This window comes from Sinorhizobium sp. GQ132 (assembly GCF_059758575.1).
This window is the reverse complement of record NZ_JCAXDX010000001.1, coordinates 818,292-844,024: the sequence shown is the minus strand read 5'-3', so window position 1 is coordinate 844,024 and position 25,733 is coordinate 818,292. Positions and strand designations below refer to the sequence as shown.

At 63.2% G+C, this 25,733-nt stretch carries 26 protein-coding genes; 10 read left to right on the top strand and 16 right to left on the bottom strand.

All coding sequences use genetic code 11. The features are described 5' to 3' along the window. The first annotated feature begins 77 nt into the window (after window positions 1-77). Both AC6CIG_RS03820 and AC6CIG_RS03815 read left to right on the top strand, forming a co-directional pair. Window positions 78-782, top strand: coding sequence for a GntR family transcriptional regulator (locus AC6CIG_RS03820; protein WP_102761455.1), 705 nt, complete (start codon window positions 78-80; stop codon window positions 780-782). A 100-nt stretch (window positions 783-882) separates the two neighbouring features. Next, complete coding sequence (locus AC6CIG_RS03815) at window positions 883-1,641, top strand: sulfite exporter TauE/SafE family protein (protein WP_102763862.1); 759 nt, start codon at window positions 883-885, stop codon at window positions 1,639-1,641. 94 nt (window positions 1,642-1,735) lie between these two features. Here the strand turns inward: AC6CIG_RS03815 and AC6CIG_RS03810 are convergent, their stop codons facing one another. From AC6CIG_RS03810 to AC6CIG_RS03770, 9 genes are all read right to left on the bottom strand, one after another. Continuing rightward, window positions 1,736-3,538 carry an NAD(P)/FAD-dependent oxidoreductase gene (locus AC6CIG_RS03810; RefSeq protein ID WP_498322370.1) on the bottom strand — a complete coding sequence of 601 codons (1,803 nt, stop codon included), beginning with the start codon at window positions 3,536-3,538 and terminating at the stop codon, window positions 1,736-1,738. A 305-nt stretch (window positions 3,539-3,843) separates the two neighbouring features. Then, window positions 3,844-5,727: a sigma-54-dependent Fis family transcriptional regulator gene (locus AC6CIG_RS03805; protein WP_498322368.1), complete on the bottom strand. Its 1,884-nt coding sequence runs from the start codon at window positions 5,725-5,727 to the stop codon at window positions 3,844-3,846. Between the two features lie 87 nt (window positions 5,728-5,814). Next, window positions 5,815-7,035 (bottom strand): L-2-hydroxyglutarate dehydrogenase, encoded by a 1,221-nt coding sequence (gene lhgD / locus AC6CIG_RS03800; protein WP_018095936.1) that lies wholly within the window; start codon window positions 7,033-7,035, stop codon window positions 5,815-5,817. Window positions 7,036-7,141: 106 nt separating this feature from the next. Continuing rightward, a complete protein-coding gene (locus AC6CIG_RS03795; protein ID WP_018095937.1) occupies window positions 7,142-8,113 on the bottom strand; it encodes a TIGR03885 family FMN-dependent LLM class oxidoreductase in 972 nt (323 codons plus the stop codon). 1 nt (window position 8,114) lies between these two features. Then, window positions 8,115-9,749, bottom strand: coding sequence for an alpha-amylase family protein (locus AC6CIG_RS03790; RefSeq protein WP_018095938.1), 1,635 nt, complete (start codon window positions 9,747-9,749; stop codon window positions 8,115-8,117). Next, entirely contained in the window at window positions 9,746-10,141 is a 396-nt protein-coding gene (locus tag AC6CIG_RS03785) for a sensory rhodopsin transducer (protein WP_018095939.1), read from the bottom strand. Before AC6CIG_RS03785 ends, AC6CIG_RS03790 begins: the two co-directional genes overlap by 4 nt. Window positions 10,142-10,243: 102 nt before the next feature. Beyond that, window positions 10,244-11,473, bottom strand: a complete 1,230-nt coding sequence (locus AC6CIG_RS03780) for a D-arabinono-1,4-lactone oxidase (protein ID WP_018095940.1) — start codon at window positions 11,471-11,473, stop codon at window positions 10,244-10,246. A gap of 1 nt (window position 11,474) precedes the next feature. After that, window positions 11,475-11,852, bottom strand: coding sequence for a sensory rhodopsin transducer (locus tag AC6CIG_RS03775; protein WP_018095941.1), 378 nt, complete (start codon window positions 11,850-11,852; stop codon window positions 11,475-11,477). A gap of 76 nt (window positions 11,853-11,928) precedes the next feature. Then, a complete protein-coding gene (locus AC6CIG_RS03770; RefSeq protein WP_498322365.1) occupies window positions 11,929-13,746 on the bottom strand; it encodes a thiamine pyrophosphate-dependent enzyme in 1,818 nt (605 codons plus the stop codon). 144 nt (window positions 13,747-13,890) lie between these two features. Between AC6CIG_RS03770 and AC6CIG_RS03765 the strand changes: the two genes are divergently transcribed. Then, window positions 13,891-15,543 (top strand): phospholipase D-like domain-containing protein, encoded by a 1,653-nt coding sequence (locus tag AC6CIG_RS03765; protein ID WP_102763815.1) that lies wholly within the window; start codon window positions 13,891-13,893, stop codon window positions 15,541-15,543. Here AC6CIG_RS03765 and AC6CIG_RS03760 read toward each other — a convergent pair. Beyond that, the gene (locus AC6CIG_RS03760) at window positions 15,438-16,379 is read right to left on the bottom strand and encodes a putative bifunctional lysylphosphatidylglycerol flippase/synthetase (protein WP_498322363.1); all 942 of its coding nucleotides are present in this window, start codon (window positions 16,377-16,379) and stop codon (window positions 15,438-15,440) included. The genes AC6CIG_RS03765 and AC6CIG_RS03760 overlap by 106 nt on opposite strands. Before the next feature lie 10 nt (window positions 16,380-16,389). Here AC6CIG_RS03760 and AC6CIG_RS03755 point away from each other — a divergent pair, with 10 nt between their 5' ends. Continuing rightward, complete coding sequence (locus AC6CIG_RS03755) at window positions 16,390-17,187, top strand: endonuclease/exonuclease/phosphatase family protein (protein ID WP_498322362.1); 798 nt, start codon at window positions 16,390-16,392, stop codon at window positions 17,185-17,187. A 74-nt stretch (window positions 17,188-17,261) separates the two neighbouring features. Here AC6CIG_RS03755 and AC6CIG_RS03750 read toward each other — a convergent pair whose 3' ends face one another. Further along, window positions 17,262-17,768, bottom strand: a complete 507-nt coding sequence (locus AC6CIG_RS03750) for a ferritin-like domain-containing protein (protein WP_100670916.1) — start codon at window positions 17,766-17,768, stop codon at window positions 17,262-17,264. Between the two features lie 175 nt (window positions 17,769-17,943). Between AC6CIG_RS03750 and AC6CIG_RS03745 the strand changes: the two genes are divergently transcribed. Both AC6CIG_RS03745 and AC6CIG_RS03740 read left to right on the top strand, forming a co-directional pair. Continuing rightward, window positions 17,944-18,075, top strand: a complete 132-nt coding sequence (locus tag AC6CIG_RS03745) for a hypothetical protein (protein WP_280951567.1) — start codon at window positions 17,944-17,946, stop codon at window positions 18,073-18,075. Between the two features lie 3 nt (window positions 18,076-18,078). Beyond that, window positions 18,079-18,402, top strand: a complete 324-nt coding sequence (locus AC6CIG_RS03740) for a hypothetical protein (RefSeq protein ID WP_018095948.1) — start codon at window positions 18,079-18,081, stop codon at window positions 18,400-18,402. Window positions 18,403-18,418: 16 nt separating this feature from the next. Here the strand turns inward: AC6CIG_RS03740 and AC6CIG_RS03735 are convergent, their stop codons facing one another. The 3 genes from AC6CIG_RS03735 to AC6CIG_RS03725 form a co-directional block, all read right to left on the bottom strand. Then, a complete protein-coding gene (locus AC6CIG_RS03735; protein WP_498322359.1) occupies window positions 18,419-20,395 on the bottom strand; it encodes a protein-L-isoaspartate(D-aspartate) O-methyltransferase in 1,977 nt (658 codons plus the stop codon). A 160-nt stretch (window positions 20,396-20,555) separates the two neighbouring features. Beyond that, window positions 20,556-21,161, bottom strand: a complete 606-nt coding sequence (locus tag AC6CIG_RS03730; protein WP_498322358.1) for a hypothetical protein — start codon at window positions 21,159-21,161, stop codon at window positions 20,556-20,558. Between the two features lie 18 nt (window positions 21,162-21,179). Then, a complete protein-coding gene (locus tag AC6CIG_RS03725) occupies window positions 21,180-21,482 on the bottom strand; it encodes a PepSY domain-containing protein (RefSeq protein WP_498322356.1) in 303 nt (100 codons plus the stop codon). A gap of 195 nt (window positions 21,483-21,677) precedes the next feature. On the opposite strand from AC6CIG_RS03725, the gene AC6CIG_RS03720 reads away from it, so the two are divergent. Further along, window positions 21,678-21,824 (top strand): hypothetical protein, encoded by a 147-nt coding sequence (locus AC6CIG_RS03720; RefSeq protein WP_100671595.1) that lies wholly within the window; start codon window positions 21,678-21,680, stop codon window positions 21,822-21,824. Between the two features lie 51 nt (window positions 21,825-21,875). Then, a complete protein-coding gene (locus AC6CIG_RS03715; RefSeq protein WP_102761467.1) occupies window positions 21,876-22,049 on the top strand; it encodes a DUF1328 domain-containing protein in 174 nt (57 codons plus the stop codon). 327 nt (window positions 22,050-22,376) lie between these two features. On the opposite strand, the gene AC6CIG_RS03710 is transcribed toward AC6CIG_RS03715, so the two are convergent. After that, window positions 22,377-22,616 carry a hypothetical protein gene (locus AC6CIG_RS03710; protein WP_018095954.1) on the bottom strand — a complete coding sequence of 80 codons (240 nt, stop codon included), beginning with the start codon at window positions 22,614-22,616 and terminating at the stop codon, window positions 22,377-22,379. Window positions 22,617-22,823: 207 nt separating this feature from the next. Between AC6CIG_RS03710 and AC6CIG_RS03705 the strand changes: the two genes are divergently transcribed. Both AC6CIG_RS03705 and AC6CIG_RS03700 read left to right on the top strand, forming a co-directional pair. Continuing rightward, a complete protein-coding gene (locus AC6CIG_RS03705) occupies window positions 22,824-23,726 on the top strand; it encodes a hypothetical protein (protein WP_018095955.1) in 903 nt (300 codons plus the stop codon). Further along, window positions 23,723-24,433, top strand: coding sequence for a metallophosphoesterase family protein (locus AC6CIG_RS03700; RefSeq protein ID WP_018095956.1), 711 nt, complete (start codon window positions 23,723-23,725; stop codon window positions 24,431-24,433). The genes AC6CIG_RS03705 and AC6CIG_RS03700 overlap by 4 nt, the downstream gene beginning before the upstream one ends. A gap of 73 nt (window positions 24,434-24,506) precedes the next feature. On the opposite strand, the gene AC6CIG_RS03695 is transcribed toward AC6CIG_RS03700, so the two are convergent. After that, window positions 24,507-25,676, bottom strand: coding sequence for a zinc-dependent alcohol dehydrogenase (locus AC6CIG_RS03695; RefSeq protein ID WP_275599586.1), 1,170 nt, complete (start codon window positions 25,674-25,676; stop codon window positions 24,507-24,509). Window positions 25,677-25,733 lie beyond the last annotated feature (57 nt).

Genomic DNA, 25,733 nt, shown 5'->3' with positions numbered 1-25,733 from the left:
GGCCGGCGAGATCCACTTCACACTAACACATTAATGCATTATTACAGGATCTGGAACCGTCCTGGAGGATTAGATTTTTGATATCGGAAGCTCCGGCTGCCAAACACCGCAGCGGCCTTGACCGCACCCGGCAGATCGCGCCGCAAATCGTGGAATATCTTCGCGAGAGGATCCTCGCACTCGACCTCGCCCCCGGCACGGCGCTCTCGCGCGTCGAGTTGCAGAAACAGTTCGGTCTCAGCCAGACACCGGTGCGTGACGCGCTGATGCGCCTGGAGGAGGAAGGCCTCGTCACCGTCTATCCGCAATATGCGACGCTGGTGTCGAAAATCGATATCAATCTGGCACGCCAGACCCACCTCATGCGCCGCGCCGTCGAGCAGGAAGCCGTCTTCAATCTGGCGGAAAAGCCCGGCAGGCGGCAGATCGCAGACCGGCTGCGAGCGGCGAACACCAGGCTGAAAGCCCTCGCCTCCAAGGAACATGCGGAGTTTCTCGCGGCCGACCGTGCGTTCCACTTCATCATCTTCGAGGAAGCGGGGCTGGAGCATATCTGGCCGATCATCCGCCGCCACAGCGGCCATATTGATCGTCTGCGGCGTCTCAATCTCGTCAATGTCGGCACCAAACGTGTGGTGGACACCCACGACATGATCATCGAAAGCATCGAAAAGGGTGCGCCGGTCGAGGCAGCGCAGGCGATGAAGATCCACCTCTCCGGTACATTGTCGATGATCGACGACATTGCGGCGCGTTATCCGGACTACATAGAACTCGGCTAAAATGCCGGGAGCCGCGCGCGGCCACCTCATCGATAGGATCGCAGACGACGGTCCCGCGGATCTCCTTGTCTGATCCGGCTCGCCTGAGGGCATGTTCGACATGATGGATTATCTGCTCCTCGCCGCCTCGGGTTTCATCGCCTGGATCGTTTCGACGATCGGCGGCGGAGGCGGAGCCATGCTTCTCGTGCCGCTCATCGGCTACATCGCCGGTGCCCAGGCCGTCGCTCCCGTGGCCGCGGTCGCCACCGTCATTACGGGAGGCGGGCGCATCCTGGTGTTTTTCCGGGATATAGAATGGCGCGTCGTCGCCTGGGGTCTCCCCGGCGCGGCCCTCGGCGGCGTCCTCGGCGCCGCCGCCTTCTCCAACACCTCGGCGGAGTGGCTTCAGATCGTCGTCGGTCTGTTCCTGATCTCGACAATATTCCAGTACGGCTTCGGCCGGCGGGAAAGGGCCTTCGCGGCTGCAACCTGGTGGTTTTTCCCGGCACAATTGATCGTCGGATTTCTGTCCGGCCTGATCGGAGCCATGGGGCCGATCCTCAACACGCTCTATCTCAATGCCGGCATCACCAAGGAAAAGATGGTGGGGACCAAAACAGCAATCTCCCTACCCATGCATCTCGCCAAGATCGGCACCTATACGGCGTTCGGAGCATTGACAGGCAAGCTGCTCATGTTCGGCATCGCCGCCGGGCTGGGAGCGCTTCTGTCCAACTGGCTCGCCAAGCGCGTGCTGGCGAACATAAGCGAGCTGAATTTCCGCGCAATCGTGATCGGCTTCATGGCGCTGAGCGGAGCAGTGATGGTCTGGGAGCAGAGAGATACGCTCCTGCGGATTTTTCCGGGGAGCACTTGATCCGCCTATTCAGTGCGCTCGGGTTCCAATCAGGATCCGGCCCGCCCACCGGGCCGTCGGATGCCAGCCGGACTTCTCCGGCTGGCACTGCCGATCAGGATAGATGGTGCCGTTCCTGAAGGCCATAGACCGGCGTCGATATGCCTTCGCAGCGCGCTTTCAACTGCAGCGAAAGATATTGCGAATAATGCCGCGACTGATGCAGGTTGCCACCGTGGAACCAGAGCGCCTCCTGCTGCGTCGGCTTCCACATGTTGCGCTGCTCGCCCTCCCATGGACCCGGGTCTTTCGGCGTATCGGAGCCGAGGCCCCACACCTTGCCGACCTTGTCGGCGACCTCCTTCGAGATGAGGTCCGCTGCCCAGCCGTTCATCGAACCGTAGCCTGTGGCGTAGACGACGAGTTCGGCCGGGAGCACGGTGCCGTCCTTCAGCACCACGGCATCCTCGGTCAGGTGGCTGACGTCGGAACCGGACTTCAGTTTGATGCTGCCGTCGATGACGAGGTCGCAGGCGCCGACGTCGATATAATAGCCGGAGCCTCGGCGCAGATATTTCATGAACAGGCCGGAGCCGTCAGCGCCCCAGTCGAGCATGAAGCCAGCCTTTTCGAGATCGGCATAGAACCTGGCGTCCCGCTCGCGCATTTTCTCGTAAAGCGGAATCTGGAACTCGTGCATGATTCGGTAGGGCAGCGAAGCGAAGATCAGGTCGGCCTTGCGCGTCGTCACGCCCGCGGCAAGCGCCCGCTCGGAATAAAGATCGCCGAGCCCGATCTCCATCAGCGTGTCCGATCTGACGATGTGGGTCGACGATCGCTGCACCATGGTCACATCGGCGCCGCCCTCCCAAAGTGCGGCGCAGATATCATGCGCGGAATTGTTGGAGCCGATGACGACCACCTTCTTGCCGCGATAGGCGTCCGGACCGGGATGCTGCGACGAATGTTGCTGCTCGCCCTTGAATATGTCCTGGCCTTCGAGCTTCGGCACGTTCGGCTTGCCGGACATGCCGGTTGCGAGAACGAGCTGCTTCGGCCTGAGGACGACCTCCTCGCCATTGCGCTCGACGACCACCGTCCATTCCTTGGTCGCTTCGTCGTATCGGGCCGACTTGCAGGTTGTGGAACTCCAATAATTGAGTTCCATCACCCTGGTATACATCTCCAGCCAGTCGCCGATCTTGTCCTTCGGCGCAAAGACCGGCCAGTTTTCGGGGAAGGGGATATAGGGCAGATGGTCGTACCAGACCGGATCGTGCAGGCAGAGCGACTTGTAGCGCTTGCGCCAGCTGTCGCCCGGTCGTTCGTTCTTCTCGATGATGATCGTCGGCACGCCGAGCTGCCGCAAGCGCGCGCCGAGCGCGATCCCGCCCTGGCCGCCGCCGATGATGACGGCATAGGGCTGCATCGTGTAGCCAAGGTCGGCTGCTTCCGCTTCGCGCTTTTCCTTCCAGGTCCTGCGGTTCGGGTCATGACCGTGTTCGGCGCCGAGCGGCCGCCTGAGCCCCTTCGGCTCCTCGTGCCCCTTGAGCTCCGTCATCGTCGTCAGGAGCGTCCAGATCAGTCCGTTCTTGAGGCGGATATGGCCGTGGCCGCGCGCCACCTCGGTCTCGAACTCGAACCACCCTTCGGTGACGCCGTCGCCGGCGCTTGCCGGTTCGTTCTCGTCCTGGCGCAGGCGCGCCGGCTTGATCGCCGCGAGCTGCGTCGTCAGCATGTCGCGGATCTGGTCCTGCCCCTCCATCGTTTTGAGATTCCAGGTGAAGGCAACGAGGTCGCGCCAATAGCAGTCGGCTTGAAACAGATTGACGGCCGTATCGATGTCGCCCTGCTCGAGGGCTTTTCCGAGTTTGGCAAGCGCGGTATCGATGCGGGTGCCGGGACTTTCTTCAAGCATGGGTATCCTCCTCTTCGCTTGGATAACACACGGGCGGCTCCTCAACCGCCCGCAGACGCCAATCGTCGAACCACCTTCTGCAATGACCGTGCCAGGGCAGAAAACCACGTATTTTCAAGGAGCAGAGAGCATGGAGGTGTCGCATGAAGCGACGCGGCTGCAACATGTGTGGCGCCGCGCCTGTTGAACGGCAGCCACCGGGATTACGCGTCCCAACGGATTTACGCGTCGAGGACTGGCGGTAAGGTGTAACCGCCTCTGGCCGGCAGGCCTGGGGGTATCCCGGCTGCAGGGGGCGCCGCGCCTCAATGGCGGTGTGGCTTGAGGCGGTAGCGCTTGATCTGCCGGTGCACCGTCGAGCGATCGAGCCCCAGCCGGCGGGCAGCCTCGGAAATGTTCCAGTCGCAAGCGGCGAGCGTCAGGCTCAAGGCAGCGCTCGCCTCGCTTCCGCCGACAGTGTCCGCATTCGCCAGGAGGTGGTCCGGCAGGTCGCCGGGCTCCACGACGCCGTTCTCGGCAAGTGCCGCGGCGACGGCGATGACGTTGTCGAGTTCGCGGATGTTTCCCGGCCAATCATGAGCCTTGAGCGCAGCCAGGGCCGCCGCGGACAATATCAATTCGCCGTCACTGTGCCGCTTCAGGAGCCGCTCCAGCACCCAGTCGAAGTCCGGTCTGTCCCTGAGGGCCGGGAGCGAGAGGGTAGCGGCATTGAGCCGGTAATACAGATCCTCGCGGAATGCTCCTTGCGAGACGAGCGTCTTCAGCGACCGATGCGACGCCGAGACAACCCGGATACGCACCTTCCGCGGCGCCGTCCCGCCCACCGGCAGCACCTCGCCTTCGGCAAGCACGCGCAACAGCCGGCTTTGCAGGGAAAGCGGCATGTCGCCGATTTCGTCGAGGAAGAGCGTTCCGCCGTCCGCCTGCTCGATCAGGCCCTTGCGGCCCTTGGCCGAAGCACCGGTGAAAGCTCCCGGCAAGTAGCCGAAAAGCTCGCTTTCGATCAGCTGCTCCGGAATCGCGGCACAATTGATGGCGACGAACTGGCCCTTGAGACCGCTGCCCTCGTGGATGGCGCGCGCGAGATGTTCCTTGCCCGTCCCGGTCTCGCCCTGAATGAGGATCGGCAATCGCGTCCGTGCAAGCTTTGCCGCCTTTGCCTGGAGCGCCGCGATCACGGGCGCTTCGCCGCCGAGCCGCCGCAAGGCCGGTGGAATCTGTTCGTGCGAAGCGAGCGGTGCGCGGACCTTCGAGTGCGGCTCGATCGCATGGGCGAAGAGCGCATTTCCGTCCCGGGCAAAGACGAGCCGCTCCTGGGTCGGACGCCGGCGGGTAAGGTCGGACAGATCATCGATCTCGATGTCCAAGAAGCGCGACACCGGCTCGCCGATCAGTTGCCGTGGATCGCGCCAGTCGAGGCCCGTCGAGCGCGCTAGGATTTTCGCCCCAGCATGGGTCATGCCGGCGATCCGGCCAAGATCGTCGATCGAGATCGCCGCCTCCGGATCGACGTCGAGGAATTCGGGAGAGCGCGAGAACCGCAGGACCCATTGGTTGCGCGCCTGCGCCATGAGATTGGCAAGCTCGATGCGCCTTACGGTCGCCGTCACCAGATGCAGTGCAAGATTCTGGCTCGCCTTTAGGATTGGCGAACTCAGAAGCGAGATGTCGAGGACGGCGGAGAGTTCGCCCTGGATGTCGTAGATCGGCGCGGCCGTGCAGGAGAGCGGCGTGTGGGTGTTGTCGAAATGGTCGGTCTGGTGGATCGTCAGCGCCTCTCCCGTTTCCAGGCACGCGCCCACCGCACAGGTCCCGGCGCGCCATTCGGACCACTCCGAACCCAAATAGAGCCCCGCCTTGCGCAGGCTGTTGCCGAAGAGGGGATCGCCGAGGAACTCGACCGTCACGCCTTCGCGGTCGGAAAGCAGCAGCACGTAGTTCTGCCCCGCCACCTGGCGGAACAGGTTTTCGAGCCCCGAACGGGCGATGGCGATCAGATCCTCCGATTGCTGGCGGTGTTCCCTAAGTCGCGTTTCCGGGACGATATAGGCTTCACAACTCTGCGCCGGATCGAGCCGGTGATGCTCCAGGCAGCGCAGCCACGATTTCACGACCGTCTCGTCGCGGCGCACGGGAAGACCACGGCTGACGCGTTCGATTTCGCGGATATGCTCGGAATGTGAAACCATCGCCGCCTCCCAACGGACCGCGCTTGCTCCTCCGGCAGAGTGTGCGCATGACAGGTCCGAAAGTAAAGGAAGCGGCGGCTCGATGCACTACCGATGAAGTTGTCGTTCCGCCGTGGGAGGCCCCCCCTCGAGCAGGCGATCCACGATCATGCGGCCGATCGGAATTGCGGAGGTAGCAGCCGGCGATGGCGCGTTGCAGACGTGGAGCATCCTTTCGGTCTGTTTGAAGAGGAAGTCATGGACGAGGCTGCCGTCGGCCATGACCGCCTGCGCCCGGATGCCCGCCTGCGGGACCGCGAGATCGTCTATCGTGAGCGAGGGGCAGTATTTGCGGCACTCCCGCAGATAGCGGAACCGCGATGCCGAATTGGCGAATTCCGCGATCGCTGAACGCCAATTCTTCGCCGCCATTTTCCAGAAGCCGGGAAACGCCGCCATGTTCGCTACATCGGCCGCTTTGAAGCTGCCCTTTGGGTAGCCCTCTCGGGCAAAGCCCAGCACCGCATTGGGGCCGACGGTCATGCCTCCGCCGATCGTCCGGGTCAGGTGAATTCCCAGGAAAGGAAGGTTCGGGTCGGGAATGGGGTAGATGAGGCGCCGGGTCACGCCGGCCTTCGACGGCGGCAACACGTAATATTCGCCCCGGAACGGAACGATGCGGTGGTCAATGCTGAGCCCGGCCATCAAGGCGATGCGGTCGGACTGCAGGCCGGCGCAGGCGATCAGCTTGCGCGCTTCGATGCGGCCGGATGCACTTGCGATCCGCACGCCGCCATCCTCTTCGGCAATGGCAGTGGCCTCGATCCCGCGCCGGATGTCGCCGCCCCGGGTTTCGATGCGCTCGGCCATCGCCCGGCAAACGGCCGAATAATCGACAATCCCCGTCGTATGGACGAGAAGCGCACCGAGGCCGGCGATGTTAGGCTCGTCCGATCGCAGCTGCGACTTCGACAGGCGAGAGTATTCGATCCCATTCTGCTGTGCTCTTTCTTCCAGGCTCTCCATGCGCTCGATCTCGGCAGCGTTCGTCGCGACCAGCAATTTGCCGCAGGTTTCGAACGATATGCCGTTCCCGGTGCAGAACTCTTTGGTCGCCTCCGCTCCTTCACGGCACAGCTTCGCTTTCAGGGACCCCGGTGCATAGTAAATTCCGGCGTGAATCACGCCGCTGTTGTGGCCCGTCTGATGGCGCGCAAGCTCCCTCTCCTTTTCCAGAAGCACGATGTTGGCGCCCGGCACCCGTTCCTGCAGCGCCATAGCGGTCGCAAGGCCGACGATGCCGCCTCCGATGATACAATATTCGTACAAGCCGCAACCCCTCTTGCCCCCGGTCCTGCCGGCATGGGGAAGATAATGCACCGGACGTCAAGGTGGAAACCGGCGAGGTGGCTGTCGTCGCTTACTCGGTTGCCGATCAGGAAGCGCGCACGCGCGGCAGCACCGTGCCCCCGAAGACCTCGATGAATTCGAGCTGATTGCGCCCGACATTGTGGAGATAGATTTCGTCGAAGCCTGCCGCGACATCCTCTTCGATCCAGGCAAGGTGCCGCCCCGGATCGGAAGAAATCCGGACATAGGCGTCGAGGTCCTCCGGGCGGACGCCGCTCGTCGCCGTTTCTATGTCGCCCGGCGTCCTCAGGGTTTCCGATTGAAAGGCGCTGAGCGCATTGCTCCGCCACTGGTCGAAGGCGTTCCGTCGCGCCTCCTCGTCGCTTCGGGCATAGGAGACATGAACCTGAAGGCAGAGTGGCTTGCCGTCGCCGCCGCCGCGCTTGAACGCGTCGGCTATCGCCGCGAGCTTTTCCGGCGACTGATTGACCGTTATGAGACCGTCCGCCCATTCGCCGGCACCTTCCGCCGTTTCCGGCGTCAACGCCGCGGCAATCAGCGCAGGCGGACATTCGGGAAGCGTGTAAAGCCGGGCCTCGGAGACGGCAATGGGCGCGTCCCTCGTCACCGTTCGGCCGGCAAAAAGCTCGCGTATAACGTCAACCGCCTCGCGCAGCCTGGCGTTTCGTTCCGCCTTTCCCGGCCAGGCTCCGCCGACGACATGCTCGTTCAGCGCCTCGCCAGTGCCGAGCGCAAGCCAGGCAAGGCGGCGCGGAAACATCTGCGCAAGGGTTGCGGCGGCCTGGGCCGTTATCGCCGGGTGATAGCGCCAGCCGCAAGGTACCGTGACGAGACCGAAGCTCCGCTCGGTTGCCTGGAGGGCGGCGCCGAGCCACGCCCAGGCAAAGCCGCTTTGCCCCTGGCGTTCGCTCCAGGGCGCCAGATGGTCGGACGACATGGTGCAATCGAAGCCTGCCTGTTCTGCCGCCCGCGCCCAGTTCAGCAGGTCGAGCGGGGTGAACTGCTCATGCGATGCGTGATAGCCGATCCTCGCCATCTCAATCCTTCCTTCCCGAATGAAGCCACACGTAGCCGAAGGGACCCAGCCCTATCGCCAGACGCTGCCCGGAAAGCTCAACCTCACGTTCGCCGAGAATATCATTGAGCCTGGCGTCGATTGCGCCGGGCAGTTCGAGCTCCGCCCGCCGCTTGGCGTCCGAAAGATTGTGCAACACGACGAACAATTCGGTGCCGTCGGAATAGGCCACTGCGAACAGCGCCGGGTCTCCGGTGTGCAGCATGACCGGGCGTCCCCGGTTGAAGAGCTCGTGCCGGCGCCGCGCCAGGATCATCGCCCGCACGCGGTTCAGAAGCGACCCCGGATCGTCACGCTGAGCTTCGACATTGACCCGCTTGAAGGAGAATGGGCCATCTGTCACCGGCGGCTGGACGAGTTTGCCGCGCTGGGCCGTGGAGAAGCCTGCATTGGTACCCGCATTCCACTGCATGGGCACGCGAACCGGCTCGCGGCCGGGACGTGAAAGGTCCTCGCCGAGACCGATCTCGTCGCCGTAGAGAACGAGCGGCACGCCCGGCGAAGACAAAAGCAGACTGAAGGCGAGTTCCATTCTCGCCCGGTTTCCGTCCAGCATAGGCGCAAGGCGGCGCCTGATGCCGCGTCCGTAGATCCGCATCTGTTCATCCGGGGCGAAGACCGCAAAGGTTTCTTCCCGAATGTCTTCCGGCAGGCGATCGAGGTTCAGTTCGTCGAGATTGCGCAGGAAGTTCGCCCAGCCGCAATGGGGAGGCGGCTCCGGCATGATCGAAAGCGCCTGGCCGATGAGGTCGGCCTTCTGCCGCGCGAGGCTCGCGGCGAAGGCCCCGCACAGCACGAAGTTGAACAGGAGGTCGAGCTTTCCCTCGCCGAAATAGGAGCGCAGCTCTTCCGGCGCCAGGTCAGCTTCGCCGAGCAAAAGACCGTCCGGGCGCCGGCCGTCGATCAGCGCGCGCATTTCCCTGAGAAAGCCCTGGGGGTCTCTGGGGTCAGCGTGTTCTATGCCGGTTTCGCCGATCACGAATGGCGCGGCATCCACCCGAAATCCGTCGACGCCCAATGTCAGCCAGTAGTCCACCACCCGCAGCAACTCGTCGCGCACCGCCGGGTTGGCGATGTTCAGGTCCGGCTGGAAATGGCGGAACTTGTGGAAGTAATAGGCCTGGGCGACATCGTCAAACGTCCAGACGCTGCTTTCCTCGCCGGGAAACGCGGTCTCGTTATCCGGAGCGACCGGCGGCGGACTTTCCGACCAGACGTAATAGTCGCGAAAACGGCACCTCGCGTCGCGTCGCGCCGCCTGGAACCAGGGATGCTCACTGGAAGTGTGGTTGGCGACGAGATCGATGACGACGCGAATGCCCTGTTCGCCGGCGGCGTGCAGGAAATCCAGGAAGTCGTTCAGCGTTCCGAGAACGGGATCGATGGAATAGTAGTCGCTGACGTCGTAGCCGTTATCGGCGAAGGGGGACCTGAAGAAGGGCGAGAGCCAGACGCAGTCGATGCCGAGATAGTGCAGATAAGGCACGCGCTCTTTCAGACCTATGAAGTCGCCGATCCCGTCGCCATTTCCGTCCGAGAATCTGCGCACATCGATTCCATAGATGACCGAGTTCGAGAACCACGGCGCCTCTTTCATCGTCCGCTCCCTTGAAGGTTCCGCTCCGCATAGGCCGCGGTCGCGACCGCGCCGCGCGATGCTGTGCCGCTGTCGAGACGGGTAAATTGCACGACCACGGGAACATCCGCGTCGATGACTGCGCCGAAATCCTCGTCCAGCGGCAGCGCCTCGGGAAAGATCAGGTCGTTGAAGCGGACGCGGCGGACCCGCCTTGCGGCGACCTCCACCTCATAAGGTCCGACAGCCGGACGATTCGCATAATGGATATGAATGCGGAGCCTGGCCGGGCTGTCCGAGCAGTTGAGCACCGCGATCTCGTCGCGGCTCGTGAATTCGGGTTCCGGACCGTTGCTTTCAAGGGGAATATGCCCTCCGGCTATCGTCCATCGTCTCTTGCCGATCGCCTGCATGTATCCTCCTAGGTCACGATGTTCTCAGGTCGGGTCGACCTGAAGACATGAACGTGATCGATTCCGAGCGGAAAAACGCACTTCGCTTTTCCGCATCCCGCTCTAGCACCCGCAAAGCCCGCGCAGATAAGGCGTGAGAAAACGCCCGTCCGGGTCCATTTCCTGCCGGAGCGCGAGAAAGCGATCCCACATCGGGTAAAGCGGTCTGAGCTCGGCTGCGCGAAGGCTGTGCTTCTTCGCCCAGTGCGGCCGTCCGCCGTGATCGCGCATGATCGGTTCGAGATCGAGAAAGAAGTCCCAATAGGGGAGCGTCGCATTCTGGTGAAGCGATATGCTCACGGAATCCCGCCCATAGGCCTCGCTGAGCCAGCTGTCGTCTGCCTTGATGTAGCGATAAAGCAGACGCCAGCCGACCGAGCGGCGCCATCTTTCCTTGATCCGCGCGCGCAGCTTTCCGAGGCATTCCGGCCCCACTTCGGCGGGCATGGAATATTCCATCTCCTCGAAGCGATGGGGAAGGTCGCTGTGCTGGGGAATGACCTCGTGCGGCGGGCCGGTTTCGTCCTTTGCCAGCCGCGCGAAGGCGCTGTAATCCTTCTCCTCGCCGGGCGGGTTGAGGCAGCGGATCTTCACCTCGTCGGAGCGGGGATACCAGTAGAAATCGAAATTCCGATTTTCGCGGGAGAGCTTGTCGAACACCTCCATGCAGGCCTCGAAGGCAAGGCACCATTCCTGGCGGTGCAGATCGTGCAACGGCTCGAGCTTCAGAGTGATCCAGGTGAGAATGCCGAGCGTCCCGAAGGAGACGCGCAGAGCCCGCACGAAGTCCGGCTCCTCTTCCACGTCGAACGTCCTTATCTCACCCCTGGCGGTGACCAGGCGGCCGCCCACGAGCATCATCGACAGGTTTGGAAAATTCCGTCCGGACCCATGCGTTCCGGTTCCGATCGCACCGCCGACGGTCTGGGTCGCCACGTCGCCGAAATTGGAGAGCGTCAAGCCGGCCGCCTGCAGCTCCTTGCTGAGCTCGGTCAGCTGCGAGCCGGCGCCGACCGTGGCGCGACAGTGTTGTGCATCATGTTCGCGTAAGCCGCAGATAGCGGCCAGCGAGACGAGAATGTCGTCGGTCACGTAAACCTCGCTCGACGAATGGGCTGAGCCGACCGGCCGTATGCTGCGGCCCTGCCGCGCGGCTGCGCGCACGAGCGACGCCACGGTTTCCTCGTCCCCCGGCACCTCCAGCCGCGAAGGACGAAAGCGCAGGCCGCCCGACCAGTTGTGAAAATCCTGACCGAGGTTCTCAGAGGTAGCACTCCACGGTTTGTTCGGCATGCTACTCCTGGCAATAGGCGATTGTGCTCAACAGAGCGTGGGGCGGCTGCCGGGAATCGAGCCGCGTCTGCTGCACGACGATCGGCATGTCGGATTCGATCAGCGAGGCGTAGGGCGTGTCCCGCGGCACGCGCTCCGGATCGTCGAGATCGTTGAAACGCAGGTGGACCGTCCGGCGGGCCGCAACGGCAAGACGGTACGGGCCTGCTGGCTCCCGGTCGGAAAAGAACAGCGTGATCTCGACCTTGGCCGGCGTGTCACCGGTATTCAGGATGCAGGCGCTTTCATGGGAGGCAAGCTCCGGATCGTCGCTCGCGCTCGAAGAAGGGATGTAGCCGTCGGCGATTGCCCATCGCCTGCTGCCGATAGCATGCGTCATTCTCGGGTCCTCGAAGCCGATACTTCGGGTTCGAACCAAAGAAGGCATGCTTTGTTCCCGGCGGCGGGGTTGCGTTCTACGGAATTCCGGGCAATTCGCCGGTGTTCGCGTCCGGCGCCGCCTCATGCGGCGGCTGCGGCTCCTCGTCGGTTACCTTCCTGCCGGCAGAGGAGTTCTTGAGGTTTTCCTCGATCTTCTCGTGCCCGGGCGTTTCCGGCAGCGCGGCACGGAAGTTACGGGCGTAATCCTCCGGCATTTTCGGCGGCATCAGCGGCTCGTAGCGATCGACCAGCGCCTGGATGACCACCGGCCCATCCGCGGCGAAGGCCTGATCCATGATCCCGTCCAGTTCGCCGAAGGACTGGACGGTGAAGCCCCGGCCGCCCATGGCCTCCGCCGCCGCGGCGAAATCGATCGGCGGCAACTCGCAGCCGAATTGCGGATTGCCGAGAAACATCATCTGCTCCCAGGCGATCTGGTTCAGCATGTCGTTTCGGATCACCAAAAGCTTCAAAGGAATCCTGTAGCCGACGGCTGTTGCAAATTCGCCGAGCTGCATCGCCAGTCCGCCGTCGCCGACGATCGCATAGACCGGGCGGTCCGGCATGGCGATGCCCGCCGCGATAGCATAAGGCAGGCCCGAAGCCATCGAGGCGAGGGCGCCGGAGACCGCGAACATGTGGTCCGCTCCGAGATCGACATGACGGGCCGCAAGCTCGGTGTTCTGCCCGGAGTCGGTGACGACGATGCCGTTCTTCGCAATGCGCCGGCCGAAAGCCGCGACCGCCGCCTGTGGTTTAAGGGGAGAACTTCTGTCGCCTTCCATCGCCCGCAGTTCCCGGCGCCAGTTTCGCGTCTGCTCTTGCGCCCGCTCGAGGAACGACCTGTCCTGCTTGCGTTCGAGCCGCTTATTGAGCATGCGGAGGGTCTCGCCTGCCTCGCCGACAAGCCCGACCTCGACGGGGTAGCGCAGGCCGATGCGCTGCGGGTCATGGTCGATCTGGATTCCGGCTGCCGTGTTCGGCCTCGGATAGTATTCGATATAGGGGAAGGTCGAGCCGACGATGAGCAGCGTGTCGCATTGCTGCATGATTTCCTGCGACGGTGCGGTGCCGAGTATGCCGATGCCGCCGGTGGTCAGCGGGTCGTCGTCGGGCAGCACCGCTTTGCCGAGAAGAGCCTTTGCCACGGGCGCGCCCAGCAGTTCCGCCGTCTCGCGGAGAGCCTCCTTCGCCTCGAGTGCGCCGCGCCCCGCAAGAATTGCCACCTTCCTGCCCGCATTCAGGAGATCCGCCGCTCTCGAAAGATCGCTTTCGAGCGGCAAGAGCTTGCCGGCGAAATATCGGCTCGGCATGTGCCCCGGCCGGTTGCGGCGGGACCGCCCGCCATCGGCCGTCCGCTCCTGCACGTCATTGGCGATCGAAAGATGCGCCACGCCGCGCTTGGAGAGCGCCGACCGGCAGGCAAGGCTCGCGAGGTTTTCCATGTGGGCTGCGTCGTTCACCTGAGCGTTGTAGACGGCGACGTTTTCGAAGACGCGGGTGAGATCGACGTTGCGCTGGGAGAACGTCTCGATCAGGTCATGATACTGCATGCCGGTGATCGCGAGCACCGGCATCTGGTCAAGCTTCGCATCGTAGAGGCCGGTCAGCAGATTCGTGCCGCCTGGGCCCGATGTAGCGAGACAGACGCCGAGCCTGCCGGTGAATTTGGCATAGGCGCATGCCATGAAGGCGGCCGATTGCTCGTGGCGCACGGAAACGAACCGGATGCGATCCTGCCGCCTCCTGAGCGCCTCCATGATGCCGTTGATGCCGTCTCCGGGCAGGCCGAAGACGACGTCGACCTCCCATTCGATAAGTGTTTCGATGAGGATATCGGAAGCGTTCGGCATATTTGCCCCTCCTCCGGTCAGCGTAAGGTGATTGGCGGGTTCGATTGAAGGCTTGGAGCCTTCTAATCTCGTCCTGCCGGGAAATGTTCCGCCATGGCAAAGCTCCGCTGATCGGGTCGGCCGCAAAGGGTTTGTTCCACAACAATGCTGCTCCTGGAACAAATCACGGTTGAAAGGGATTCATTTCCAGTCGCCACACACGGGATAGGAAGCTTGGACTGGAAAAGCGCGTTCACCGGAAATCCGGCCGGCCGACGGCGTCGGACAAGCCGGCCGATAATAAAGGAGGCGGAGAATGTCTGGCGCAGCGCGCCCGCGCGGCATTTGTCCTTCCTGGTGGACGCAGCCGCCTATTATGCTTGTCTCGACAGTACGTTCGACCAGGCGGAAGAGCAGATCTGGATCACCGGATGGGACTTCGATCCGCGCATCAAGCTCAGACCCGACGACCCCCAAGCGGAATCGCTCGGTAGCAGGCTCGAGCGCCTCGCTGCACAAAAGCCGAAACTGAAGATCCGCATTCTCGTCTGGGCGATGGGACCGATCTATTCGGGAAAGTCGCTCAGGCTATTTCGCAAGCAGCAATGGGCGGCCCATCCGCAGATCGAACTTCGCTTCGCGAGCCATCGGGCGCTGCGCGGGTCGCATCACCAGAAGCTCGTCTGCATAGACGACAGCATCGCCTTTGCCGGGGGCATCGACCTGACGGCGCGCCGTTGGGACACGCCGGAGCACGCGGCCGAGAACGAGTTGCGGCGTGATCCGGACGGAAAACCCTATGATCCGGTGCATGACATCCAGGTGGCGCTCGACGGCGAGGCGAGCCGCGCCATCGGTGATCTCTGCAGATCTCGCTGGAAAGCCTCTACGGGCGAGGAAATCGAGGCGCCGCCCGCGAGGGCGCTTGCATGGCCGAACGGCGCGGTGCCGGTGCTCGAGGGTTGCCCGGTCGCAATCGCCCGCACGGAGCCGGGCTCCGGCAAAAGGCGCGGCCGCCAGGAGGCGCTGCGGCTGACCCTGGATGCCTTGCGCAGTGCGCGACGTCACATCTACATCGAAAACCAGTATTTCGCATCGGGAAGAATTGGACAGTTGCTCTGCGACCGGCTGCAGGAGCCTGACGGCCCGGAAGTGGTGGTCATCACCACCCGCAGCTCGCATGGGCTTCTGGAACGCATCGTCATGGGAGGAAACCGCGACCGCCTGGTTCGGCGGCTCAAGCGGGCCGACCGCTACGGCAGGCTCAGGGTCGCCTACCCGGTAGTTCCCGCGGCCGACGGATCCGAGCAGGAGGTGATTATCCATTCCAAAGTGGTCGCGATCGACGATCGTTTTTTCCGCGTCGGCTCGTCGAACTTCAACCACCGCTCGGCAAGCCTCGACACCGAATGCGACGTCGCCGTAGAAGCCGCCGACGAAGGACAGCGCGCCGCCATTGCCACTGTCCGCAACGGCCTGATCGCAGAACATCTCGACATCGAGGCGGACGACGTCGAGAAGGCACTAAGGGAAACGAACTCTCTCGTCGCCACCTTGGACAGGTTGAACACGCGCCGGCGCGGCATACGCGCCTTCGACGGAATCGATGACAACGGCGCGACCAACCTCGTCTGGGGCACGGAGATCGTCGATCCGCAGAGGCCGATCCGACCCTTTTACCGCACGCACAAGCTCGTGAGGCGCTGGATCGGTCAGCTTTTCGCCTTGCTCGCCAGGCTTTTTTCCTCATCTCGACGGGCGACGAACTCCGCGACCGAAAGCGAGATCAAGCCGAGCGGCAGCGGCAGGAAGAAATAGATCGCCCGAAAGGCGATCAGAGCGCCCAGGCTCGCCGAACCGCCAAGCAGAAATGCGATCGTCGCCTCGAGTACGCCGATGCCGCCGGGGACATGGCTGACGATCGCGGTCACGCCGGCCCCGACATAGGCCATGGCCGTATCGATGAAACTCACCTCCTGGAAGGCGCTGAGCAACTGATGCAACGCTGCGCTGACGCAGAGGAAGTTGGCGACTCCGACGACGACCTGCAAGGCGGCAATCCCCACCGTGGGCATTTCGAAAGTCCAGCGAAAGATGCGAACCGAGCCCCGCAGAAAATAAGCGAGCAGGACGTAACCAGCCGCGGCCGCGATGCAGGCAGTGCCTAACAGAAAAGCGCCGGTCGTGGAAAATCCGGTAAGGCGCGCGGCACCCGCCGGCACGATCAGAAAACAAAGCCCGGCCAGTGTGACAAGGCCGAGGCCGACGGTGACACCGCAGAAGAGAATGACCTTCGCCACCTCTTCGGCGCTCAACCCCCAGCGCGAGTAGAACCGGTAGCGGACGGCACCGCTGCTCAAGGCCGCACCGCCGACATTGTGGCCGATCGAAAGGCTGGTGAAGGAGGCGATGGCGATTTGCGGATAGGCGAGCTTCCGCCCGACATAGCGGATGGCGAGGGTGTCGAAGAGGGTCAGGCAGAAATAGGAAAGAAAGACGAAACCAATGCCCACCAAGAGATTCCGGGCCGGGATCCGCATGATCGAATCGACGATTTCATGAAAGCTATGTTGGCTGAGGGTCCGATAGATCAACCAGCCCGCCACGCAAATACCGGCAGCGATGAACAGCCTCGCTAGAATTTTTCTGGACATCGGCCCTCCCTTGCGCACCCACCGGAACGAAAAGCAGGTACTGCGTGTTCCGAAGGCGATGCGACAGCGGATACGTTTCCTCACCTACAACGTTCACAGCTGCTTCGGCACCGACCGCAGGCTCGATCCCGCGCGCATCGCCGCCGTCATCGCCGAGTGCCAGCCCGACGTCATCGCATTGCAGGAGGTCGACGTCGGCCGCGCCCGCACCGGCGGAATAGACCAAGCCCATATGATCGCCACGCATCTCAACATGGAAGCCGAGTTCCATCCGGCTCTCCACCTGGAGGACGAGAAATACGGAGACGCCGTTCTGACGGCCTTGCCTATGCGGCTGATCAAGGCAGCACCCCTCCCCTCGTCCGGCGAGCCGCGAGGCGCACTCTGGGTGGAGATCGACGTCGCCGAAGTCAAGCTTCAGGTGATCGTGACGCATCTCGGATTGCGCGGCGCCGAGCGCCTGCGCCAGGCGACCGCCCTTCTAGGCCCCGGCTGGCTCGGAGGAATGGCCCAGGGGGACGCTCACGTGGTCCTGGCAGGCGATCTCAACGCCACGGGGCGTTCGACCGCCTACAGGCTCCTGACCCGACAGCTCAGCGACGCGCAACTGCTGACCGGCGCCAAGCCGCGGCCGACCTTTCCATCGCGATTGCCGCTGCTGCGCATCGATCACGTGCTGATCGGCAAAGGCATAGAAGTGGCTTCCTGCAGGGTACACGGCAGCACGCTGGCGCGAAGCGCTTCGGATCATCTTCCGCTGCTTGCCGAGCTGGACGTAGTGACGCGAGACGAAAAGCAGGAGGCCTGAAACGACAGCGCCGCGCATCTTGTCGGAGGCGCGGCGCTGCCGGCAGGTCCCGCAGGATTCTCGGCTGAACGGTTTCAGTGTTTGGCCGTCACGTCCCGCTGGTCTCGCTCCAGGAATCTACGCGTGATCTCACCGGCGTTCTCAGCCAGCCACTCGGCCATCGCGATTTCCTGCTGCAGGATGCTCTCGCAGACCCGCTTCGTCTCCTGATCGCCCGCCTGTTCGGCTGCGGCGATGAGAATCCTGTAGCTGGCGATTTCCATATGCTCGAATGTATAGCTGGCCAGCGTGCCCTTGACGACTTCGTCACTGACGAAGAGGCCGCTCAGGCCTTGCCCGAAGGCAACGATCTTCCCGCTGATATCCTTGATGCTCGAGGTTCCGCCGTCGAGCCGTTCGAGGCAGCGCTCGAGCATGGCCGCCTGGTCCTTCGTCTCCTGCAGGTGGCGGTCGATCCTGGTCTTGAGTTCTGGATAGTTTTCCAGCCGGCTCGATTGGCTGGTGAGCATCGTGATCGCCTGCTCTTCCATCGCATGTGCATCCCTGAGCCAAGCCACAAGGTGTTCGTTCGCAGTAGCCATCGGATATCCCTTTCTTTTCGCGCGTCCTCCAACCGGCGATTTCCCGAAATGTTCCTGCAGAACGGCGCGTGATCGCGTCACCCTGCGGCTTCGGAACAATTCGACGCCTTGGTGATTGGAGGCCGGAAGACCGCAGGCTTCGCGGTTCGGTCTCGACAATCGTCGGAAGGTTCACATGTCCAAGATCCTGGCTGCAGCAGTGATCGTCGCCCTGGTGGTGATTGCGGCGCTCTGGATGATGTTTCCTCTCGACCAGTCGGCCGAATCGGGGCAACCGCCGCCGCATGCGATCGACCAGTCGGAGTAGCACATGCACGAAGAGCTCAAGATATACCGTCTGTCGCCGCTCGCCGAGCCCGACGATCCCAACTGGCAGAATGCCAGCTACCAGGGCGAGGTCGTGGTGGCGGCAAGGTCGAGCGGCGATGCCCGCATCGTCGCAAGCGAGGCGGAGCTCGATTTCCTCGAGATCGACGCCAAGCCGGCGGAAGGGGTGACGACCGACATGGCCAGCGCGTTTCGCAGCGAGAAGCTCTACACCGTGGTCGAGGAGGGGCCGGCCCCCGACGGCACGCAACGCGGCGTGCTGCGCGGCGAGGTGAGCGTCGCCAACATCATCTCGACGCAGCTTTAACGCACCAATTCACGAGTCACAGGCCGAACGGGAACGTATCCGGCACGCCCGCTTTTATGTGTTCCGCGCCGAGCGGTTCGACCGGTGCCGTCTGATCGAACCAGACGAAGGCGTCGAACTGCCGGGGCAGCGAGGCGTGGGCATAGTGGCTGAAGCGTTCCGTGTCCGGCCGGTAGATCACGCCGATGAAGCGCTCGAGCCTCGGCTTGAGGAGACCGTCGCGCAGACGCGCGTGGCGTGCGAAGTCGATGAGGAAGCGCTCGACCCCTGAGTCGTGCATCATGCGCTCGTAGCTTCCTTCGAGCGACGGCCGGATCGGCTTCACCTCCATTTCGCCGTCCCAATCGCTTGCGGCAGCCACATGACCACCATGCGTGCCGAAGCCGATCAGCGCTGCCTGATCGCCAAACCGCTCGCGGCAGAGCTGACCGATGTTCAACTCCTCGCGGGCCGTGCCCATGTCGGTATGGCGGGCATCGCCGATATGGGAATTGTGCGCCCACACCACCGCCTTCGAGCGAGCGCCGCGTGCATTCAACAGATGCTCGAGCGTCGCGAACATATGGGTGTCGCGCATGTTCCAGGAGTCGGCCCCGGCATAATACATGATGCGGTAATACCGCTCGGCCGAGGCAACGAGGCGCGCGTTCTGCACCGCGTCGAGAAGCTCGTCGCCGCTGTCGCGCCCGGCTTCGAGCTGCCTCTCCAGGAGTTCGCGGCATTGCTTGACGACGGCCTCTTCGCATTTGCGGAAGCCCGCGGTCATGGCCGCACGGCCATAGGTCGACGGCTCGTTCTGCCAGGGGGTCAGGCAACCGTAGCGCTCGCGGGCGACCGCGGCGGCCTCGGGATCGGTCTCATCGAGATACCGGAGAACCGCGGCAATGGAGCCGCGCATATTGTAGATGTCCAGGCCGTAGAAGCCGGCCCGGCCGGACAAGCCCCTGGGGCCGTTATGTTCGCGCATCCACTCGACGAAATCCATGACTTCGCGGTTGCGCCACATCCAGGTCGGGAACCGCTGGAACGGCGCGTCGAGACGCATGCCTTGCGTTCGATGTCGGACATAGCGGTCGACCGCCGCCGCATCCGGCCAATCCGCTTCCACCGCCACGATCGTGAACCCGTGTTCCTCGATCAGGCGACGCGTGATGGCTGCGCGGGCGCGGTAGAATTCCGACGTGCCGTGGCTTGCCTCTCCGAGCAGCACGACCCGCCACCCGGCAAAGCGATCGAACAGCCGCCCGAAGGCAGGATCGTCGAGATCGGGCAGCGGCTCGGCCGCCTCTGCAACCATCTCGGGCAGCGTGGGCGCCGGTCTGACCCCTGCCCGGGATTGAACCCGCTCCTCATGCCAGCCATATTCGCCGACGAGCGGCACGAATCTGACCCCGCCGAGGTCCTGCTCCTCGAATGTCGTGGCGTTGACGCGCGTGACCTTCAGCAGCCGCTGCTCCTCCGGGGGGCCGACGGGTATGACGAGATGGCCGCCGAGGTCGACCTGCTCCTTGAGCGCATGCGGTATCTCAGGACCTCCGGCAGCGACCAATATGGCGGTGAACGGTCCAGCCTCGGGCCAGCCGGCCGTGCCGTCGCCGACACGCACATCGATATTGCCGTAACCGAGCTCGGCAAATCGTCTCCGGGCGACCTCGGCGAGGCCGGCATGGCGCTCGATCGTATAGACATGTGCCGCGATCCGGCTCAGCACCGCCGCCGCATAACCGGATCCGGTCCCGATTTCGAGCACCGTATCGCCCGGCTGGACTTCGGCGCGTTCGATCATCAGCGCCACGATATAGGGCTGCGAGATGGTCTGGCCATGGCTGATCGAGAGGGCCGAATCCTCATAGGCGAATTCCTCGAAGCCCGGATCGACGAATGCCTCCCGCGGGACGACGCCCATCGCCTCGACGACGTATCTGTCCCTTATCCCCCGTCGCGAGAGATGCGACGTGATCATCCGTTCGCGGGCGCGGGAAAAATCAATCATGGCGGAAGCCTTCCTTGCGTTTCGTCGCAACCCGCCGCGCCAGATCGTGTCATTGTTTCGCCAAGGGGCGTGGTGACCTGGCTCCTTTCGGGCGGCCGGGTTGCTTTGCGGACCCTGACGGCAGCGTCAGCCGTGCCGCGGCAGCGGCACCTCCCTTTCGCTACAGCGCCGGTCGGCTGAGGCGTTCGCGTTCGCGCTCGATCTCGTCGAGGCTATAGGGACCGGAGGCGGTGTCGAACCGGGTCCAGCCATCCTCCGTATAGGCGCGGCGCCGGACCGATATGTCGACGGCAGCGCGATTTCTTAAAATCCCGTCCGCCTGCGCGACCAGGGGCTCCTCGGTCCTGACCACCACCAACGTACCGCCTCGGCGCACGCCCTCGGCGTAAAGATGCGCATCCTCCTCCTCGATCCCGGAATCGGTGAGCGAGCCGATGATGCCGCCGGCCGCACCTCCGGCGAGAGCGCCGGCCGCCGCGCCTGCGGCGGTCGACGCCAGCCACCCAGCCGCGACCACGGGTCCGACCCCAGGTATGGCCATCAGGCCCAGGCCGGTCAAAAGCCCCAGCGTGCCGCCGCCCAAGGCGCCCAGACCCGCACCTGCTTCGGCACCGCTCGCCGCACCGGAGCCGTCGCCCGAATAACGGTCGCCCGCATTGTTGGCGACGATGCTTATATCTTCGGAAGGAAACCCTGCCGCCTCCAGATCGCTCACGGCCCCTCGGGCTACCCCGTAATCGTCAAACAGCCCTGCCACGGTTCTCATCGTCTTCTTCCTTGATCTCTAAAGCGCGACTACGTTGCCCTGAAAATCGAGAGCGACGGAAACGGATTTGCCGTCCTTCATCGCGGTTGCCCGCCAGATACCCTTGTCGTCGAGCTTCAGCTCCTTGACGTCCGAGTAGCCCGCCTCCTGCATCCGTTCCAGTGCCTGGGCTTCGGTGAAGCTGTTCTTGCCGGGGACAGGTGCCGTCGGGTTCTGCGTGTCGGGAGTGGCAATGGCCGGGGTGTTGCCGGCCGTCTGCGCGAAGGCCGGTCCTGCGGCAGCGTTCAACAGTACCGCAACGCCGAAGACGATGTTCTTCATGGCCTTTCCTCTCGAGCCTCGACCGGCCAACCAAACCGTCCGGGCCGGATTTGGTTCCGCCGGCAGCCGCCGGCATTATGGGAAGGAAAGCGGGCCGGGCGCCCCGGCTTTGAAGGTCCGGACGGAACTTTTATCGCCCTTCCCCGGTTGCATCCGCTCTGCTGCCGGTTTCGGTACAGCGCTGGAGGATGCGAGATGGCTACGAACGTAAAGGACGGCAAGACCGCCAAGAGCTCGAAAGGGACGCATGGCGGGAATCGTGCAGGCGATCAGGCGAAGAAGGACGACGTCAAGAAAAGCAGCCAGGCGGCCGGCAAGGATCCGAACCGGGACAGCCGCTGAACGGCTGGGCCACGACGACCGCGAGGCAGGAACTGAACGGAAGGAGCGATTATGCTGAAGTGGGCACTGATTTTCTTCGTCATTTCACTGATAGCCGGGTTCCTCGGATTTTCCGGCGTCTCGGCCGCGACGGCGGGGATCGCGAAGATACTCTTCTACATTGCGGTTGTAATCTTCCTCGTATTCCTCGTACTGGCACTGGCCGTCGGAGGTGCCGTAACCTGAGCCTGTTGGGATTCGGCCACCCGCGGCGGCTTGTTTGATCGCCTCGTCCCTGTGCTCGTCACAGGGGTGCAGCCAGACCAAGTCCTTGGGCTGAAAGAACGCTTCCCGCGCCGCAGACGCGGCGCTGCTCTCATCTCTGTGACGAGCACGGAGATGAGGATGAGGAGAGGTTGCAGTCCTCTGAAAAGTTCCTGCAGCGCCGCGCATCTTCGGAGGTCGCTGTAGCACTCCGTCTCACGGCCGTCCGGAATGCGCGGTCTCAATTAAAAGGCGTTTCACTGCTTCAATGAAACAGTGAAACGCCTCGGGAACACAATACTGCTGCGGTCAGTGCAAGCTCTTGGAGTGACTGCGCAACATTGATCTTGCCTCCATCGCCGAACTCGGCCGCATGGCTGCAACATATTGCTCGGTCAGTTCCAACATGGCGAGCGCGATTTCCTGCCATGACCAGCCCGCTTCCTCGGCCAGCGCGGTAAAGACCAGGAACTCGTCCTCCATTGCGCGCTGACACTCAAGCTCCCGGCTGTTTTGCTGGGTGTGGATGGTGGGGCTGATGACAGGCATATGCTCCTCCCTCAGCGGCGCATCGATAGACACGCGCAGTCGCTGTAGCGCTTTGATTTACCTAATGTTTCCGCCCTTCGCTTGGCTTCGGGCGCTCATGCGGTAGCTGCCAGACAAACGCCATGACGTGGCCGGCGGTTCCATCACGTTCGCACCTTGGTGCTTCCCGGCTAAAATGGCGGACCCAAAGTGCGGGGGCGCGAGGGGATGCAATCCCACACCTTAGGGCAAGCGGAACTTCCGAAAGACTGGCGTGTTGTCAGGGAAGTCTCGTTCACTTGGATGACCAGCATGACGTCAATGCCCCCGCGCTCCCCTTCGGAACACCCGTCCGAGCCGCTCGCGCTGCCGCGTCTCGTCGACGAGGAGGCCGAAGCATTCGTTGCCGAGGCGATTGCCGAGCTAGGCCGGTCGCAAATTCCGTTCCTGATCGCGGGCACCTTCGCCGTCAGCGCCCATACCGGCATTTCGAGGCCAACCAAGGATCTCGACGTCTTCTGCAAGCCCGGCGATTACACCCGCATCCTCAATCATTTCAAGTCCCTCGGATACGCCGTCGAAATCGAGGACGATCGATGGCTAGGCAAGGTCTTCAAGGGGAAATCCTTCTTCGACGTCATCTTCTCCTCGCCTAACGGAACCATGATGGTCACCGACGCCTGGTTCGCCAATGCTCTGTTGACAGAGATCGGTGCCTCCACCTGTGCGATCGTCGCGCCGACGGAACTCGTCTGGTCCAAGTCCTTCATCCAGCTTCGCCACCGCTACGACGGCGCCGACGTCGCGCACCTGATCCTGAAGGCACATGACCGAATCGATTGGGCAAGATTGCTCGGATACATGGAAGCGCACTGGGAGGTCCTGCTCATCCACCTCCTGAACTTCCGATGGATCTATCCCTCCGAGCGCGACAAGGTCCCGCTCTGGCTGATGGACGAGCTCTTGAGCAGGCTGGCGGCGCAGAGAGACCTCCCAGTGCCCCTGACGAAGATCTGTCGCGGCCGGATGTACTCGCGGCCCGACTACGAAATCGATGTGAAGGAATGGGGTTTCGCCGATGTCGGAGGCGACGCCGACGTCAGCGCAGAAACTGAGGATACGGAGTCATGAGCAAGTTGAAGGTGGCCGCCGTGGCGGACCTGCATGTGAAGGAGGACCGATCGGTCTCCTATACCGACCTCTTTGCGGAAATCTCGCGCGCCGCGGACGTGCTCGTGATCGCCGGCGATCTGACGGATCTCGGCAAGCCTGCGGAGGCGGAGCTTCTCGCCGCCGACCTGAAGTCCTGCACGATCCCGGTCGTCGCCGTGCTCGGAAACCATGATCATCAATGCGATGCCGTGGAGGAGGTTTCGTCGATCCTCGTCAGGGCGGGTGTGCATCTTCTCGACGGTCAGAGCGTCGAAATTTCAGGCGTCGGCTTCTGCGGAACCAAGGGTTTCATCGGCGGCTTCGGCCGGTATATGCTGGGCGCCTTTGGCGAAGCGGCGATAAAGACCATGGTCGGAACCAGCGTCGACGAAGCCATCCGGCTGGAAAACGCCTTGAGGGCTACCAGGGCGGAGCGCGCGCTCGTCGTTCTGCATTATGCGCCGATCCCTGAAACCGTTGCCGGAGAACCGAAGGAAATCTATCCGTTTCTCGGGTCGTCGCGGCTCGCGGAGACGATTGACCGCTTCAAGGTGAGCGCCGTCGTTCACGGCCATGCGCATAAGGGCGCCTATCAGGGGCAGACGCCCGGCGGCGCCCCCGTCTTCAACGTCGCCGCCCATGTGGAGAAACCGACGGGCAGGCCCTACGCCATGCTCGAACTCTGAGGCGTTTCGGACCTTTTCAGGATAAGTGTGTAGCGGTTTTCGTCCGGAAGCGCGCAGCTTCAAAGGAGTCCTGTCACGGCCTCAGGACGACCTTGATGCAGCCGTCCTTTCTTTCCGCGAAGGTCTTGTAGAGTTCGGGGCCGTCGTCGAGCCCGCCGCGGTGGGTCACCACGAAGGACGGATCGATCTCGCCCTTCCGGATGCGGTCCAGGAGCAAAGGCAAGTAACGCTGAACGGGGGTCTGGGCCATCCGAAGCGTCAGGCCGCGGTTGATCGCCGAACCGAGCGGCACCTTGTCGAGATAACCGCCATAAACGCCGACGACGGAAACCGTGCCGAAATTCCTGCAGCAATGGATCGCCTGCCGCAATACATGCGGCCGGTCCGTTCCCATGAAGGTCGCCACCTTCACGCGGTCGACAAGCGAATCCAGGCTTGCCCGGCTGTCGGCCTCCGTTCCCACGGCGTCGATGCAGGCATCTGCGCCCCGGCCACGGGTGATCTCCATGATCCGGTCATAGATATCCTCCGCCATGTAGTCGAGGGTCATGGCGCCGGCGGACTCCGCAAGCCTCAGGCGCTCCGCGATCGTATCGATGGCGATGACCCGTTCGGCGCCGAGCAAAAAGGCTGACCGGATCGCCATCTGCCCGACTGGGCCGCAGCCCCAGATCGCAATCGTCTGCCCGGGCTCGATGTTGCAGAACTCCGCCGCCATGTATCCGGTGGGGAAAATATCGGAGAGGAAGAGCGCCTGCTCGTCCGTGAGTTCGTCGGGAACCTTGATGGGCCCGACATCGGCGTGCGGCACGCGCAGATACTCCGCCTGTCCGCCGCTATAGCCACCGAGGAGATGGGAGTAGCCAAAGAGGCCCGCGGGTGAATTGCCCCAGAGCTTCGCCGCCTTTTCCCGGTCGGGATTGGTTCGCTCGCAGGCGGAATAGAAGCCCTTCCGGCAGAAGAAGCACTCGCCGCAGGCGATGGTGAACGGAACGACCACCCGGTCGCCGACCTGCAGGCCGGTCGCGCCCTTGCCGACCTCCACGACCTCGCCCATGGTTTCATGGCCGAGGATGTCGCCATTTTCCATGGATGGAATGAGGCCGTGAAAAATATGAACGTCCGATCCGCAAATCGCACAGGCGGTGACCTTGATGACGGCATCGCGGTCATCCTCGATCTTCGGATCGGGCACGCTCTCGCAACGGATATCGCCTTTGCCGTGCCATGTCAGGGCTTTCACGTCGGAGCTCCTTTTCGATCGCTGGAAGAAAAAGAAAAGGACGGGCGCTGCTCGTCC